15 protein-coding genes are annotated in these 15,828 nt (G+C 61.7%); all 15 read left to right on the top strand.

Annotated elements, in window-relative coordinates:
* The first annotated feature begins 8 nt into the window (after window positions 1-8).
* The 15 genes from ACIQU6_RS29035 (at window position 9) to ACIQU6_RS29105 (ending at window position 15,736) form a co-directional block, all read left to right on the top strand.
* Window positions 9-482, top strand: a complete 474-nt coding sequence (locus tag ACIQU6_RS29035) for a hypothetical protein (RefSeq protein ID WP_403484646.1) — start codon at window positions 9-11, stop codon at window positions 480-482.
* Window positions 483-840: 358 nt separating this feature from the next.
* Entirely contained in the window at window positions 841-2,100 is a 1,260-nt protein-coding gene (locus tag ACIQU6_RS29040) for a terminase (protein WP_403484647.1), read from the top strand.
* A gap of 100 nt (window positions 2,101-2,200) precedes the next feature.
* A complete protein-coding gene (locus tag ACIQU6_RS29045) occupies window positions 2,201-3,565 on the top strand; it encodes a phage portal protein (protein ID WP_403484661.1) in 1,365 nt (454 codons plus the stop codon).
* Entirely contained in the window at window positions 3,558-4,316 is a 759-nt protein-coding gene (locus tag ACIQU6_RS29050; protein WP_403484648.1) for a hypothetical protein, read from the top strand. Before ACIQU6_RS29045 ends, ACIQU6_RS29050 begins: the two co-directional genes overlap by 8 nt.
* A gap of 48 nt (window positions 4,317-4,364) precedes the next feature.
* A complete protein-coding gene (locus tag ACIQU6_RS29055) occupies window positions 4,365-4,877 on the top strand; it encodes a hypothetical protein (protein WP_403484649.1) in 513 nt (170 codons plus the stop codon).
* Window positions 4,878-4,900: 23 nt separating this feature from the next.
* Complete coding sequence (locus tag ACIQU6_RS29060) at window positions 4,901-5,872, top strand: P22 phage major capsid protein family protein (RefSeq protein WP_403484650.1); 972 nt, start codon at window positions 4,901-4,903, stop codon at window positions 5,870-5,872.
* Between the two features lie 1,126 nt (window positions 5,873-6,998).
* Window positions 6,999-7,385 carry a hypothetical protein gene (locus ACIQU6_RS29065; protein ID WP_403484651.1) on the top strand — a complete coding sequence of 129 codons (387 nt, stop codon included), beginning with the start codon at window positions 6,999-7,001 and terminating at the stop codon, window positions 7,383-7,385.
* Between the two features lie 2 nt (window positions 7,386-7,387).
* Window positions 7,388-7,987 carry a hypothetical protein gene (locus tag ACIQU6_RS29070; RefSeq protein ID WP_403484652.1) on the top strand — a complete coding sequence of 200 codons (600 nt, stop codon included), beginning with the start codon at window positions 7,388-7,390 and terminating at the stop codon, window positions 7,985-7,987.
* 36 nt (window positions 7,988-8,023) lie between these two features.
* The gene (locus ACIQU6_RS29075) at window positions 8,024-8,323 is read left to right on the top strand and encodes a hypothetical protein (RefSeq protein ID WP_403484653.1); all 300 of its coding nucleotides are present in this window, start codon (window positions 8,024-8,026) and stop codon (window positions 8,321-8,323) included.
* A gap of 17 nt (window positions 8,324-8,340) precedes the next feature.
* Window positions 8,341-8,736, top strand: coding sequence for a hypothetical protein (locus ACIQU6_RS29080; RefSeq protein ID WP_403484654.1), 396 nt, complete (start codon window positions 8,341-8,343; stop codon window positions 8,734-8,736).
* 11 nt (window positions 8,737-8,747) lie between these two features.
* Window positions 8,748-11,381 (top strand): phage tail tape measure protein, encoded by a 2,634-nt coding sequence (locus ACIQU6_RS29085; RefSeq protein WP_403484655.1) that lies wholly within the window; start codon window positions 8,748-8,750, stop codon window positions 11,379-11,381.
* Entirely contained in the window at window positions 11,378-12,322 is a 945-nt protein-coding gene (locus ACIQU6_RS29090; protein ID WP_403484656.1) for a hypothetical protein, read from the top strand. The genes ACIQU6_RS29085 and ACIQU6_RS29090 overlap by 4 nt, the downstream gene beginning before the upstream one ends.
* Window positions 12,323-12,338: 16 nt before the next feature.
* Window positions 12,339-13,778 (top strand): hypothetical protein, encoded by a 1,440-nt coding sequence (locus ACIQU6_RS29095; RefSeq protein ID WP_403484657.1) that lies wholly within the window; start codon window positions 12,339-12,341, stop codon window positions 13,776-13,778.
* Window positions 13,779-13,970: 192 nt separating this feature from the next.
* Window positions 13,971-14,918: a hypothetical protein gene (locus ACIQU6_RS29100; RefSeq protein WP_403484658.1), complete on the top strand. Its 948-nt coding sequence runs from the start codon at window positions 13,971-13,973 to the stop codon at window positions 14,916-14,918.
* Window positions 14,918-15,736 carry a hypothetical protein gene (locus tag ACIQU6_RS29105; protein WP_403484659.1) on the top strand — a complete coding sequence of 273 codons (819 nt, stop codon included), beginning with the start codon at window positions 14,918-14,920 and terminating at the stop codon, window positions 15,734-15,736. The genes ACIQU6_RS29100 and ACIQU6_RS29105 overlap by 1 nt, the downstream gene beginning before the upstream one ends.
* Window positions 15,737-15,828 lie beyond the last annotated feature (92 nt).

Below are 15,828 nucleotides of genomic sequence, written 5' to 3' on the forward strand. Positions count from 1 at the left end.
GGGGAGGCATGGCAGGTTTCGGGCCTCCCCCGAAAGAAAACAAGCGCAGGCGGAACGCTGACACATTTGGCGTTGAGTCGTCGGATTCCAGCGCATCACGTGATGCGGTGCCCGCGCCGTCTATTCCTACGCCTAAGCGATGGCTCAAGGCCACTCGCGAATGGTGGCAGACGTGGGCGGAGAGCGGGCAGGCTGCGCACTTCGCTGGGACGGATTGGCAGCGTCTTCTAGCGCTGCTTCCGCTGGTCGATAGCTATAACCGTCTGACGGTGGCGGAGCATGCGACGGACACGCGCAAGATGCGCGCGGCACTGGAGATCATGAAGGAAGTCAGGCAGAACGAATCCCTTCTTGGCGCCACGCATGTTGACCGTCTACGAGGGCGAATGGCGAATACGGCGAACACTGTCAAGCCTGCCGATGGGGCGGCCGAAGTTCTTGACCTGAGCGCCTATAAGGGCATGTTTTCTGACGAGGGGTAGTCATGCAAACTGGAAATCTCCCCGACGGGTGGCCTAGGCGCACGCTCGGTTGGTCAATTTGGGCGTGGGCTATCAAGTACATTCGGCAGCCCGACGGCCCCCGAGCCGGGGAGCCTTTCGTGTGGACGAAGGAGCAACTTAGGTTCCTGCTCCACTTTTATGCGCTGGATGAGCGCAACCGATTTGTCTATCGCATGGGAGTGTTGCGGAGGTCTAAGGGCTGGGGAAAAGCCCGCTGCTCGGTGCATTTGCTCTGATTGAGTACGTCGGCCCGTGTGTGGTGGACGAGGATGCGCCGGGCATTCGAGATCCTTTCGGTAATTGGCATCCTGCGGGGAAGCGGCGTAATGCGCCGTGGGTGCAGATGGCTGCTGTTAGTTATCAGCAGGTCATGAATACGCTTGATCCGGTGCGGGGCATGCTGGCTGAGGGGCCGGCCGTTGCGGATTTTGGTATTGACCCTGGTAAGACCCTGATTCAGTTTCAACACGGTATCGGCAAGATTGAGCCCGTTACAGCGTCGTCTGCCTCATTGGAGGGCGCCAGGCCAAATATGGTCGTGGGGGACGAAATCCATCATTGGCGGTATAGCCAGAGTGGAGACAAAATGGCTCAGGTCATCAAGCGGAACCTTGCCAAAGTTGGCGGCCGGGCTGTTTTCACGACGAATGCGCATGACCCCTCCGAAGAGACGGTTGGTCGCGCGGAGTACGAGGCACACCTATCGCGCCGTGCGGACGGTGGCCTAGATGATGTCCTATATGACTGTGTAGAGGCCCCGGCGGAGTCGTGGGAACCGGCGGACCCTGAGGCCGTGAAAGCCGGTCTACGGGCTGCGTACGGGGATTCCACGTGGGTTGACCTTGATCGGCTGCTAGCGGAGATTTACGACCCCACAGCGGATGCCCAAGAGAAACGGCGCTTCTATCTGAATCAGGTTGTAGCGGCCGCCGACGCCTGGCTAGAACCGCTGGACGTAGACGCTGCCGCTGTGGGCGCTCCGGCACCGGCTGACGGCTCGCTGATCACGTTGGGGTTCGATGGCAGCCGAGGACATGACGCAACTTGCCTGATGGCCTGTGACGTGGCCACTGGCCATTCATGGCCCCTTGGCATCTGGCAGAGACCGGACGGCCCTGAGGGGCGAGGGTGGGAGGTTGACCGCGCTGCCGTTGATGAGGCCGTACGAACGGCCTTTGAACGGTGGGACGTTGTGGCCTTCTTCGCCGACCTTGCCTTTTTTGAGGGCTACGTAGACCGCTGGGCCGAGGATTACCGGGAGGTGCTTTTCATCAAGGCGTCCCCGGGGCATTCGGTCGCGTTCGACATGCGCCGTAGGGTGCGAGATTTCACCTTCGCTGCCGAATCGACGGTTGCGGCTTTTGAAGATCGGACGATCACTGTTGCTGACGATCCCCGGCTGTTGACTCACCTGAAAAATGCCAGACGTAGACCGAATGCGTTCGGCGTGTCCTTTGGTAAGGAGAGCAGGGAATCGGAACGCAAGGTCGATGCTGCTGCCGCCCTCGTGCTTGCGCGTGAGGCGCGACGCAAGGCGCTCGAAGCGGGCGTTATTGAGAAGCGCGTCACTGGTGACACGACCGTATACGGATTCTGAGCTAAGCGCCGGCGCCTTAGAGGCACCGCATCACGTGATGCGGTGCCTTGCGCGCGTCTGGCTAGACGGGGGACGCATGGATACGCGAGACCTATTGAGTATGGGGCTAGCGCAGCGAAAGCGCGAAATGCCCGAACTGATCCGTGTGGATCAGTACATGCGGGGGATTCAGGATGCCCCGTACATGCCTAAGCGGGCTGAGGCGGAATTCCGCCGCCTGGTGGCTCGCTCGGTCGAGAACTGGCTGCCTCTCGTGGTGTCGGTGATCGCGCAGAACCTTCGCGTCGAGGGGTACCGCAGCACGGACACTCCGAACGATCTTGTGCCATGGGGGTACTGGTCTGCCAACCAGCTCGACTCACGTCAAAACGCGGTGCATAGAGCTGCGTTGACCTTCGGGCGTGCGTATGTCGCTGTGACTCCCGGAGATCGCGCGCCGGCTATCCGGCCGTTCTCTCCCCTGTCCGTCACTGGGGTCGCTGCTGACCCTGATACCGAGTGGCTAGACGGAGCGGTGCGCTACCTCGGACGATCCCGGCGCGATGGTAGGGACGTTGAGCGGTGGCAGGTGTGGGACGACCAGGCGGTTACCGAGGTGCTGACGCCGGAGGGCGAGCACGAGCGGCCCGATAAGTGGGCCGTCGGCACGGCGGAGCCGCACGGGCTTTCTCGCTGCCCGATTGTGGTGTTCCGCAACCGTTGGGCTGACGCCCCAGACACAATGCCGCACGAGCTGGGGGAGGTTGTGCCGCTCATTCCGATTCAGGATCGCCTGAACGAGACGACATTGAACATGAAGATCGCGGAATCTTACTCGGCGTTTCGGCAGCGTTGGGCGTCAGGAATCAGTATTCCCCGCGATCCGGAAACGGGTCAGCCGGTCGAGACTTTCCGTGCGGCAGTGGATCGTCTGTGGATGGTCGAGAACAAGGACGTTAGGTTCGGCGAGTTTGAACAGACAGACCTATCCGGATACCTAGCCTCCCGTGAGGCTGCCATCAAATCGATGAGCGCTATTGCGCAGGTTCCCCCGCATTTTCTGCTCGGGGGCATGGTCAACATCAGTGCTGACGCTCTTACCGCCGCGGAATCAGGGCTGTCCCGCCGTGTTCATGAGCGCCAGCTCATGTACGGCGAGGCGTGGGAACAGACGCTACGCCTTGCCGCTGAGGCGGACGGCCAGGAGGCGACGGCCGGCGACAGAACCGCGCGCGTCGTGTGGCACGACGCTGAAGCACGTTCGCTGAGCGCCACCGTGGATGCCCTCGGGAAGCTCTCCCAGATGTTGGGCGTACCGGCCGAGGCGCTATGGGAGCGCGTACCGGGCGTGACCAGTGTTGACGTGCAGGCGTGGCGTAAGGCGCGTACGCAGGACGACACGGCAAACCTCGCGGCGCAGCTCCTCATGGGCCAGCACACTACGGATGCAACTCCCGTGGATGGTGGGCCCGTTGGCAGTGAGTGAGCTAGGCGAGCGTCTGACAGCCGCGCACCAGCGTGCGCAGCGGGCGCTGACCGGCAATGCGCTTAGGCGCCTGTCTGCTGCATGGGCGGCTGTTGATCCTGCGGACGAGTCGTCATGGCTGCGATACGTCGCCCAGGCCGAGGATCTGTGCGAGGCCGCGCGAACGAAGTCGGGCCAAGCTGCCGCGAGTTACTTCGAGCGCTTTCGCCGGGCGGAGCTTCGCGCCCTGGGCGTGGTTGCCGACGCGTTCACCGTTTCCCCGCCGGGGCTTTCGCTGCCGGGAGAGGTGGAACGGGTCCTGTCCAACTACGGACCGGGGTACGTGCGCCGGCTCGTAGCCAACGGCGTACCGGTGGAAGAAGCAAAGCGCCTGGCGTTGTCGGGCCAACTCGGCAACGTGACAGGGCACATACTCCGGCCCGGCCGCAGCGTCATTGCCGACGGCATCGACCGGGACCGGCGGTGCATCGGATGGCGCCGGGTGTGCTCGGGGTCGGCGTGTTCGTTCTGCGCGATGTTGGCCAGTAGGGGCGCCGTCTATAGGGACCGGCGTTCGGCCACGGGGTCCCGGAAGGGGACTGGTCGAGGCGGCCGGGGTGCGGGTGTTCATCGGGCCTGTCAGTGCCAGATGGAACCGGTGTATTCGCGCCGGTCACGCCCCACGCCGCAGGAACGTCACTACGACGCCGTATGGCGCGAAGCGGGCGGCGACCCCCTCCAGTTCCGGCGGCTCATCGAGGGCCGCGCGTAGTGCCTGCCTACCTACGCAGGCAACCATCCGAATCTAGAGGAGTACGTGATGAGCGACGAAACACAGAACGAGCCGGAGCAGGCCCCGGAGGTCGAGGAGACCACCGCATCACGTGATGCGGAGACCGAGGCACCGGTAGCCGAGGCGAAGGACGGAAACGCTGAACTTGAGCGCCTGCGAGCGCAGTTGGCGGAGTATGCGCCGATCGTCCAGGCGCACCAGGAGGCCGAGGAGGCGCGCAAGACGGGCGAGCAGAAGCTCCGCGACGCGCTGGAGACGACACAGCGGGAGAGGGACGAAGCGCGGCGCGGTCTGCTGCTCCGAGAGATAGCCGAGGAGACCGGTCTGCCCGCGGACGTGGTTGCCCTCATTCAGGGCGCTACGCGTGACGAGTTGCTGTCTGCCGCATCCGTGATTGCTGAGCGGACGAATTCCACCCCGGTGGCCCCGAAGCGGCCGACCCCGACGGTTGGGGCCGGTACGGATGCGCCGCCGACTGAATCTGACGATATCGACCCGGTCAAGCTGGCTCGGGCCATTGCTAAGCGCGCCCGCTTCTAAGCGGCGCTGAGAGAGGTAAATTCATGTCTCCCAACGTATTTGCGAAGTCCGAGAAGCTCGCAGCCGCCACCCTAGGACTCCTAGACCGCCAGGTTGTGCTTGGCTCGCTCGTTGCACGTGACTCCGGCGCGGACTTCACAGGAGCAGCCGGCGACGTGGTGAACATCAAGCGGCCGACCCGGTTGGATGGTGCGGAGCAGGATCTACGCGCCGACAACTCCGGCGGTATCGAGAGTGAGAACCTTGCCGAGTGGAAGATCAGTGTTCCGCTAGACAAGCACGTCTATTCTGCTGTTGACCTCTCGGACGCCGAACTCACTCTAGATGTCACGGATTTCGGTGCTCAGGTGCTCGATCCGCAGGCTAAGACAATCGTCAAGCGCATTGAGAAGAAGCTAGCGGCGACCCTTCAGACTGCACCAGCAGTCGGCACGGTTGATGTTGACAGGACCACGGGCGAGCCCATCAACGACACTGCCGTCCGAAAGATGATCGTCAAGGCGCGGAACGTCCTTAACCGCCAGGACGTGCCCGTTGCTGGCCGGTACCTGGTCGTTGGTGCTGACGTTGAGTCCGCGCTACTTAATGACCCGTTGCTGATCCGGGTGGACACGTCCGGCACGGATAGCGTTCTACGTGAGTCCACCATTGGCCGGCTGGCCGGCTTCACGATCGTGGTCAGCAACGACATTGACCCCGGGGCCGCCATCGCGTATCACCCGTCCGCATACATTCTTGTGAACCGGGCGCCGGTCGTACCGTCCTCGGCGCAAGGCTCGTCTTCGTCCTACGAGGGCCTGAGCGTCCGTGTGATGCGTGACTACAACTCCCGTACTGCAAGCGACCGTTCGTTCCTGTCCACCTACGTGGGCATTGGCGAAGTGCTTGATGCGCCGGAGGGCACCCCGAAGGGCCAGGAGAAGGACAAGGCGCGGCAGCTTCGCGCCGTGTCGTTCAAGCTCAAGCCGGTCACGCCTCCGGTAGAGAGCAAGTAACCGTGGCTGAGTCTCTGGTAACGCTCCGGGACTTTGAGGCTCGTCTACCGGAACCGCTGACGGCCGACGAGCGGCGCCGTTGCGAGCTGCTGCTACAGGATGCGTCGGACCTGGTACGTGAGGAGGTGGCCCCGGTAGCCATTCCGGAGCCGCCCCCGCTTACGGTTCGCCAGCTCGTCATGGACCTCGCCGGGCGGGTGCTGTCGAACCCGAGAGGAATCACTACCGAAAACATCGGTGACTACTCGTACAGCCTCGCCCGCAGTGCCATCAACGGAATGGCGCTCATGCCGTCGGAGCGCGAGGCGCTGTATCGGTGCCTAGGACTGCCGTACGTCGCGTCCGTCCCTATGTCGTCTGGTCCCGCAGGGGAGACCGTACGACGGATTACGCCGACAGGTTGGGCGGATGGGGAGCGGGTCACATGGGGGTGGTGACATGCGCGCCGAGCTACTGCCGGACGCTGTAACGATCGTCCGTCCGGGGCGTTCTGTGGACCGCTACGGCAATGCCGTAGCCGACTGGTCGAACACCACACGAACGCCCGTCTATGGGCGCCTGGTGGCCCGTTCTGTGGGCCGGCTAGGTAACGGCGAGGTGCACACCACTACGCGCATAGCTGTGGAGGAGGCAGGGGCGCTGATTCTTCCCGCGGGTACCGACATCAGCGCTCAGGATCTGGTGGAGACGGAGCGGGGGACGTTCAGGGTCGAGGGTGCTCCGCTCACGCGTCGGACGATGCGACGGGCGCACCACATCACGGCGTCCCTTACGGCGGTGACGTGATGGCACGACCAGTCAAGGTCGTCATCGACGAGGCCGCGATTCAGCGCCTGGCCCAGGGCGACGGCCCGCGGGGACTGCTGACAGACGCCGCACACGCGGCGCTCACCGTGGCCCGTTCCCAGGCCCCTACAGAGGCGGGATTCCGGGACTCCTTCTCAATTCGCGAAGGCGTTAGTGGCAGCCGCACCAACTCGTATGTGTGGGTGCGGGTTTGGAACTCCAGCCGCATTGCAAATCTCATCGAATTCGGCGCGCCGAAGCGGCGCGGGCCGCGTAGACGTTCACGGGTCCTCGGGCGGGCGCTAGATGCCGCTGTGGGCCGACTGATTAGGGGGTGAGCATGGCGCCGGTGTTTCCGGATGCCGAGGCACTGACGCTCGAATACTTGCGTCAACACCTGTCCAAGGCAACGGAGTTCGGTACCTACGTGCCGGGTTCGTACGACGGCACCCGGGCGCTTGTCATCGTCCGCCGGATCGGCGGCCACATGCGATGGCCCGCGCTCGACATTGCCACGCTCGACGTTGAAACCTGGGCGGCCTCGCGGGAGACGGCCCACGACGTAGCCCAGGACGTGACCGCCGCCCTCATGGCAACCCGGATTACAGGGACACTGTTCGCGCGGGTCAACGTACTAGCGGGGCTGACATTCATGGTGGATGACCTCACAGAACTAAGCCGCTGGATCACAACGTTTCAGATATCAATCCGTCCAAGGGGGAAATAAGCATGGCGCGTGACGCCGAGGGATATAACACCGATCTCGTACGGGTGGCAGTCACCGGAACTATCTATACGGCCGACACCGGCACTGATATTCCGCCCGCTGGTAAGCCTGCCGATATGCAGAAGTGGACGCCGCTAGGTGCCTTCACTGATGACGGCGTGGAACACAATTTTGAAGAAGACACGGAGGAGGTCAAGAGCTGGGGCCGGGGCACCGTCCGCGTGATTGTTAAGGGTCGCACCCTGACTCTCAAGTTGTCGGCGCTGGAATCCTCCCCAGACGTTCTCGGCACTTTCTATGGTGCTGTGCCCACAGTGGATAAGGTTGCAAGGTCTGTCACTCTGGATATTCAACCGAATGTTGCCCGCCCGAAGAGCGCTTACCTATTCGAGTGGCGCGATGGCGACGACAAGACCTGGCGCATGTTCATTCCGAAGGGGCAGGTTTCCGAAGTGGAATCGCCCAAGTTCTCCGGCGGAGATGCCGTTTCCTGGGGAATGACTCTTCAGGCACTCGGCAGCGGCGACTCACTGGCACAGTGGCAGATCACTGACCCGGACTTCTATGCCGAGGTTGCGCCACCGCCTGAGATCAAGGAATAGACAATGCCCACTCGACAAACAGGAGCGTCAAACACCATGAGTAAGCCCAATAAGACCCGTTACCGCCTCGCCGAGCTGCGCCAGGCGCACGCAGACAAGACCGGCGGGGACGTTGTCGAATTCGAGCACAACGGCGCGACCTACACCATTGCAGCACCCGGATTTTGGGACGACGAGGTAAAGGCCAGTCTCAAGGCCGGGGACGATGTTGCAGCCGCGCAGGCCCTTATGGGGGACGCCTACGAGGACTTTCGCGAGGCCGGCGGCCGGGCGGATGACGTGATGCTAGTGATTGGCGCCTACGCGGAGGACCAGGGCGCGACCGTGGGGGAATAGTCGCGCTCGCTGAGTTTGTGGCGGAGCACGGGAACGATATCGAATCGGACCTTTTGCGATTCTGGAATCTCGATCTCATAGCGGATTTGGGGACCCCTAGGCTGACCTGGCGTCGCCTGGGGGTTCTCATTGAGCGCGCACCAGACGAGTCGGCGCTAGCACGAACGCTGGCCGGCGAAGGCGCGCTATGGACGCCAGAACGTCACCTACTCGCGGGCGTGATTGACAGTCTCGGGGTTGTCGCCTATTTGCTCGGCGGCACAATCGTCACTCTCGGCGGGGCAAAAGATAACCCCGTTCCGCATCCCAAACCCATCGAGCGCCCCGGCATCGAAACGGGGAAACCTGCCGCGGAAAACCGGGGCCTTATGCAGCTCGCACGCAAGATGGGTCAGAAGCCGGTAACACAGTAAGGGGGGGCGTTATGGCAGGCACGGCTAACGCAATGAGGGCCGGCGCTGCCTACATCGAGCTACAGGCGCGCGCAGACAAACTGCTGAGTGATGTGCAGCGGGCGGCGCGTCAAGCAGGAATGGCAGCCGGGCAGACGATTTCCCGGACGATGTCGCAGCGCATGAATTCGCTGGGCAACTCCATGAAAAATGTTGGTAGCACCCTCACGCGTAATGTCTCGCTACCTCTCGGCGGAGTCGGTGCGGCCGTTATTAAAATGGGCGCCGACTTTCAGTATCAGATGGCCCGGGTGAAGAATATTTCTCAGGCTTCGGGTGCAGATTTCGGGATGATGCGCACGCAGGCTAAGAAGCTGGGCGCTGAAACTCAGTTCTCCGCCACTCAGGCCGCAGAGGGTATGGAATTCCTCGCTATGGCCGGTTTCAAACCGAAAGAGATATATTCAGCCATGCCCGCCGTGCTGAACGGTGCGGCTGCCGCGAATATGGACCTTGGCCGCACAGCGGATATCGTCTCTAACATCATGACCGGCTACCAGCTCAAGGCCAGTCAGGCGAGTACGGCAACCGACATTCTGACGAAGGCTGCACAGTCGGCAAACGTCGATGTAGACATGTTGGGTGAGTCGTTCAAATACGGCGGATCGATGGCTAAGGCATCGGGCCTTTCCGTCACTGAAGCGGCATCGGCATTCGCCCTACTCGGTAACGCTGGCTTGCAGGGGAGTATGGGCGGTACTGCCGTAGGTGCCATGCTCCGGGCCATTCAGAAGCCATCGCGAAAGGCCGCGAACCTTCAGCGTGAGCTGGGCCTGAGTTTCATGGATGCCAAGGGCAACATGCTTCCCTTTACTCAGGTCCTAGAAAAGCTGCAAAAGAAGACCCTCACGGCTGCACAGGCAAACATTCTCTTTGGTACCGAGGGTGCGCGTGCTTACAGCGCACTGAAGGACCAGGGTGTTGACGCATTTAAGAAGTTGGATAAGTCCCTAAGAGATTCCAAGGGCACGACTGACCGTTTCGCGGCGGACATGAATAAGACGGCGAAGGCCGGCATGTTCGGTTTTACGTCGGCGATTGAAGGCTTGGCTATCGCCATCTCTGAGTCGGGCGTATTGGACGCGTTCACCGCGATACTCGGCAAGGTTACGGGGTTCGTCCGTGGCCTCACGTCCACGAGCCCGCAGATTCTGAAATGGGCATTCACCCTCGGTGCGATCACTGCCGCTATTGGCCCGATGCTCAAAATTGGTGGGCTGCTTTTTGGGTGGCTAGGTAAGGTCAGCCCGGCTATCAAGGCGGTAACTGCTGCTGTGCGCGGGCTGAACCTTGCGTTCATGGCCAATCCGGTTGTGCTCGTAGTTGCTGCCATTGCCGCACTGGTCGCCGGGCTCGTCCTGGCGTACAACAAGTGCGAGCCGTTTCGCACTGCGGTCGATAAACTCTTTGCGGCTCTCCGGGCCGGCTTCGGCGTGGTGATGACTGCACTTCAACCGGTGTTTGATGCGGCGAAACGGGTTTTTGCTCAGCTCGCTGAATCCGGCGGGCAGATGTGGGCGAAAATTCAGCCGATCCTGTCTCAGCTTGGTTCGCTTTTCTCGTCCGCCATGAGCCTAATCGGCAACGTGGTTTCTACGGCTGTAGAGATCATTGAAGCCGTTTGGAACCGCTGGGGCAACAACATCATCGGCATGGCCAAGGGTGTTTGGCAGATGATTAGCAGTGTCATTCAGGGAGCCCTAGGTGTGATTCAGGGCGTCATCAAAACGGTTACCTCCATCATTACTGGTGACTGGTCCGGAGCCTGGGAGGGAATCAAGCTCATCATCTCGTCCGTCTGGGACGCGATCGGCGGAGTCATCTCGGGGGCACTGACCTACCTTAAAAACTTGATCTCTATCGCCTGGGATGCGATCAGTTCGGTTACGTCGTCTGCCTGGAATGGGATCATCGATTTCGTCAAATCGATCCCCGGGCGCATCGTTTCATTCTTTTTGAACTGGACACTACCGGGGCTAATCATCAAGCATTGGGACGCGATCAAGAGCGGCACCATGCGTGTCGCTGGTTCCATGCTGGATTGGGTAAGTGGCCTGCCTGGTCGAATCGTCAGCTATTTCGGGAACTTTGGTTCGATGCTCTACGGGCATGGAATGGACCTGATACGTGGGCTATGGCGCGGTATTCAATCGATGGGGGCATGGCTCCGGGATACCCTCGCGGGCTGGGCTGCTGACATGATCCCGGGGCCCATCGCTAGGGCCCTTGGGATTCGCTCGCCCTCGCGGCTCATGCGGGACCGCATCGGCCGGTTCATCCCGGCCGGCGTTGTCGAGGGCGTGAAGCTGGGGCAGCCCGCTGTAGAGCGGGCCATGCGGACGCTCGTCCCCGCTCCAGTGATGCCGGGCATCTCGGCGTTCGCGGACGACTGGGCAGCCCCCATTACGGCTGCTGCCGAACGCCTCGATGTCCCGCTCACAACCCCCCGGGTGCGGCTGCCGGATACCCGCGGGCCGGAGGGGGCGCGGCCGTGGAGTGGTACGGCACGCAACGGCACAACGGTCACTGTCAACGCGCAGACCAACGCCAACCCTCACGACATCGGCCGTGAGGTTGCCTGGCAGCTACGGAGGTACGGGCAATGACACCGGCGGAACTGGAGCCGTGGGCTATGGAGTTCGGCGGCCTGGTGCTAGGGGGCTCCAGCCCCATCGTCATCGAGGAAGTCAGCGGTCTTGCGGACCTGCCCGACGTACGGAGCAATGACACTGAGCTGATCGCCTACGAGGGGCTATGGCCCGGCTATGACTGGCAGGGCGGCCGGAGCATCGACGTAATGGCCACGGTGAACGCGTACAGCCACCAGGAGCTATCCGACGTGATGGCGTTGGTGTACTCCGCTCTCCGGTCCACGCACGAGGAACAGCGGCTACGTTTCCGAATTCCCGGTGTTGCTCAGGGAGTTGAGGCTTACGTCCGTGCACGGCTTCGGAAACGTGAGAGTCCGATCGGCCGGCGTTGGGCTGCCGGTGCCCCCGCGCTGAACATGCAGTTCGTCTGTACCGATCCGCGCATCTACCCGGTAGACGGGCCGGCGGGGCGGATCACACGGGAGATGTATCGCGGTCTCGGGGCGAGTGAGGGGGGTGCCCCGTCGCCGCTGGTCTTCGATGCGCACTCGGGCCTGTTCATCCCGGATGACAGTTCCGCGGGCGGCTCCCGGGATGCGTACTGCCGTAACGGCTCGTTGGTGGCCCGGCCGTGCACGATCACGGCTTACGGCCCTATGAACGGTGTACGGATACGCAATGTCACCACGGGGGCGTTCGTTGGCGTCTCCGCGCTGAAGGTCGAGGCGGGGCAATGGCTCTCGTTCACGGCGAATGCCGCTCGTGATGAGTGGGTGATCACGTTGGGCGAGGCAAACGGAGGGGCTACCGAGGTACCCCGGACACGATGGGATCAGGGCTCGCAGTTCTGGCAACTGCCGCCCGGTGTAACGCAGTTGGCATTGAGTGAGGCCAACGAGAACGAGAACACGCAAAAGCGGGCCGGGGTCTCATGGACTCCCGGCCCGTTCTCATAGATAGGGGGCGGGGCACGTGGCCTACTACGTCAATTTTCAGGATGGGTCCACGTACTCGGGTGCGAAGTTTCGGCGCATGCTCGGCCGCATGCAGGACCAGGCCGCGGGGTTCGACACCGCTAGTTCGCTTATGCCTAGCCCGGCGTCGTCCGACCGGCGGCTGGTCGATGTTGCTCCGGGTGCTGCGTGGATCAGTGACGGGATAGGCGGGGTCTACTGGGTCGAGAGTGACGCGGTTGTCACGGTTGATCCGGTCCTATCTGGTGTCACGGAAGGCGCCATTATCGCGCAGGTGACAGACCGATCAGCGGGTGATCGTGAGAACGCGCTGGTTATCCGGGCTGTTTCACGCGCGGGCATTCCCGTGGGTCGGTATCTGCTACTCGGCGAGTTCTCAATCGATGCCGATCAGGTCGGCGTTACCGATCAGCGGCTAAATACCTCTGGGCAATTCCTTGTAACTCGTTCAGGGCCGGCGAGAGTAGGCGCGCCATCTGAGGAGAGCGCGGACCTAGAACCATTCGCCGCAGGGACACAGTACACGGACCTCGGGACAGGGTATCGGTACGTGAAGACCCGCGAGGGCGCGTGGATTCGCGATCAGGGCCCCGCGGGATCAGTGGACAACCTGACTGGGCTGAAATCCCCCATGAAGGTGGAGCAGGACGGCCCCGGGGATATTTTCAAGGTGGTTGGCAAGGGCGAGTCTGATTGGCTATTCGCAATCAACTCAACGGGGCGAATGGTCGCCAACCGAACCGCGGACTTTCAACGGGGCCTGGTCGCCTCCGGGGACAGTGTGGCAAGCGACGCGCTTACAGTTCCTAGCGGCCGGTTCAAGGTGTCTGACGGAAATACCTACCTGAATGGAAGTGTAGAGGTCGGCTCGCCGACCGGTTCCTTTGGTAACGGCGTCGGTGTGCTAGGCATCGGAAACGCCAACACCCCGCCCACAGCTAAGCCGAGCAACGGCGGTGTGCTCTGGTCTCAAAATGGTGACCTCAAGTTGTGGTCTGACAATGGTGTCAACGGCTCTGTCGGCGACGCGGTAAAGGGTTGGGCCTCCCCATCGGTCACGTTTACCCCGACCACAGACGATCCCCGGCTTACGGGGACCGGCAATTACGTTCGCATATCAAACAACGTAATCGCGTTCACCATGCAATTTGTGGCGGCCGGCGCCGCCCGAGACGGGAACGTGAATGTGTCTGTCCCATGGCGACACGTCGGGCCTCACGTGTTCTGGGGCTGGTGGGTACTCAGCACGGAAATCGGGGGAGTCAACCGGAGCATGGTGCAGATGACTTACGACGACAACGCAAGCGTCGCGCGATTGTGGGCCATGTCCCGGACTCAGGCAGGCGACTTCAACACCACTGGCTACGTGACCTTCGGCAAAAGCGACACATTCACCGTGACCGGCACAGCGATTATCCAACCGGGCTCACTGGGCTAGTAGGGGGTGCAGTGAACACCTATAAGGTTCTGCTCTACGACATGAAGACGCAGAAAATCACGGCAGCCGTGCCCGTGTCGTCGCTGTCGTATGGCTACGAATTGGATGCCCCGGGTACCTGCACATTCAGTATTCCACTCGGAGCGCTAAAGGCCAGTGGCCACGAGCTGACCCACGAGGACGTGTTCCCGGGTGCGTACCGGCGTGGCCATTCAGCGCAGCAACGAACTCGTCTGGGGCGGCCTTGTGTGGTCGTGGCGGTACGACGTGCGGGCGCTATCGATCGAGGTCAACGCTGCCGGCTACCTGTCGTTTTACCGACACCGACACACGCCCGTACAGGGACAGATCCACAAGGACAAGGAACAGTCCGCGATCCTGAAATGGGAGATCGACAATGTCACTGTGAATTACGGTATCGGCACCGATACGAGTGGAGTCGTACCGACGAACTTTAAACGGACACGAGTGTGGAACCCGTACGAGTTCAAGTCGGTTGCCGACATCATAGATAACCTGTGTGACGATATTTCGGGGACGGACCCGCAGACCGGTAAAAGCTGGGGCGGGTTCTTCTTCTACTTTGAACCCTATTTCAAAACGTCAGACACCATAGGGCACCGGTTTTACAACACCACGGACCGGCACCCCTACGGTAGCGGCCTACTGCTGCGCCAGGGTAAGACGTGCGAATTCCCGGAAATCAGTGTGGACGGCTCCGGACTGGCCTCGCATGCATATGCGGTGGGGGCGACGGATGGTGAGGCACAGATGACACCGTTTGCCTCGGCCCGGAACATGACCCTCATTACCCGGAAAGGACTGCCGGCGCTCGATGTAGTGCTGAATGAGGGCAGCGCAAAAGAAAGCGCAACTCTCACGTACAAGTGCAATACCGCGCTCTCGTTTGGGTCGGCCCCGGTGATCCTACCGGCTGCACACACATTCCCGAATGTCTATAGCCCGCTTGCGGCCCGGCCGGGAATGCTGGCCACCTGTACCACGGATGACGGGTTCCTGAATCTGTCTTTCGCTGAGTATGTCGTGACTAAAACAAGTGTTGCGGTTGAAAAGGACGGTAGCGACCGGCTGTCGCTCGACCTGGTACCCGCCGAACTGTTTAAGGAGACTGCCACCTAATGGCTATGCCTGGCTCTACATCCCCAGACCTGGGGAAGGAGATTGCACTACTCAAGCGACGCATTACCGCACTTGAACGAAAGCCGGTGCCGCAAACAGTTTTTGACCAGTACCCGGCGACTGAAGTAGCAGCCATTCCGCGAGTAGGGGTGGAGGGGAATTCGTGGTCATCCGTCGGCGTCGCCAATGTTACGGGGCTCAAGTTTGACCGCGTGGAATGCCGATTCAACACCTATGCAATCCGGCCCAATGTCAACGAGGTTGAGGTTCGGCTAGCCGCTTTCCGGCACAACATCGGATCAGGCGCGGGGCCGCAACGGGAGATTGTTTCCGCATCCGGTGTCATGCTGCTGCCCGGTGACCCAAGGAGCGATTACCTCGGGCAGGTGGGCTGCCGATGGCTGCACCAGATCGAATACGGGTGGGACTACTCCACAGGCCACAGTGTTTACACCGTCGAACTGCAATTCCGCTATCACAGCGGATTGCCGAAGGCGCCGGCTAGTAACCGGGATCAGATTGCCGGGTTTTGGAAGCGCGAAAGCGATCCCGACCCGGGGCTGTATCTTCCCGACGTCAATGGGCGAAACGTCATCGGTGCCCCAAAGAATTTTACGCGTGTGGTATGGGCGACCATCCCTGATCAGTACCCGCCCGAAGCTCCGCACGCCAGGATCAGCAACATGCATTACTGCGTTGGCGTTTCTCAGGATCGCGCACCAGACGCGAGCGTCAACGGCTGGTGGACCTCAACAGGTGCGGGGAATGCACGCTATCTTCGCGGCCCGGATATTGCCGAACCCGAAGCAGGGTTCTAACGGGTCGCCCCACGATTGATGATCTTGCTCACGGTTGGGGACATGGAGTGGTTTCTATGAGTTGTCTGGGTTGTGATGACTCATCAGGCTCG

Origin of the sequence: Streptomyces sp. NPDC090442 (assembly GCF_044769405.1) — a bacterium.
Classification (GTDB): domain Bacteria; phylum Actinomycetota; class Actinomycetes; order Streptomycetales; family Streptomycetaceae; genus Streptomyces.

Coding starts and splice junctions, on each gene's coding strand:
- ACIQU6_RS29035 (WP_403484646.1), top strand. CDS start 9: ATGGCAGGTTTCGGGCCTCCCCCGAAAGAAAACAAGCGCAGGCGGAAC.
- ACIQU6_RS29045 (WP_403484661.1), top strand. CDS start 2,201: ATGGGGCTAGCGCAGCGAAAGCGCGAAATGCCCGAACTGATCCGTGTG.
- ACIQU6_RS29055 (WP_403484649.1), top strand. CDS start 4,365: ATGAGCGACGAAACACAGAACGAGCCGGAGCAGGCCCCGGAGGTCGAG.
- ACIQU6_RS29060 (WP_403484650.1), top strand. CDS start 4,901: ATGTCTCCCAACGTATTTGCGAAGTCCGAGAAGCTCGCAGCCGCCACC.
- ACIQU6_RS29065 (WP_403484651.1), top strand. CDS start 6,999: ATGGCGCCGGTGTTTCCGGATGCCGAGGCACTGACGCTCGAATACTTG.
- ACIQU6_RS29070 (WP_403484652.1), top strand. CDS start 7,388: ATGGCGCGTGACGCCGAGGGATATAACACCGATCTCGTACGGGTGGCA.
- ACIQU6_RS29075 (WP_403484653.1), top strand. CDS start 8,024: ATGAGTAAGCCCAATAAGACCCGTTACCGCCTCGCCGAGCTGCGCCAG.
- ACIQU6_RS29085 (WP_403484655.1), top strand. CDS start 8,748: ATGGCAGGCACGGCTAACGCAATGAGGGCCGGCGCTGCCTACATCGAG.
- ACIQU6_RS29090 (WP_403484656.1), top strand. CDS start 11,378: ATGACACCGGCGGAACTGGAGCCGTGGGCTATGGAGTTCGGCGGCCTG.
- ACIQU6_RS29105 (WP_403484659.1), top strand. CDS start 14,918: ATGGCTATGCCTGGCTCTACATCCCCAGACCTGGGGAAGGAGATTGCA.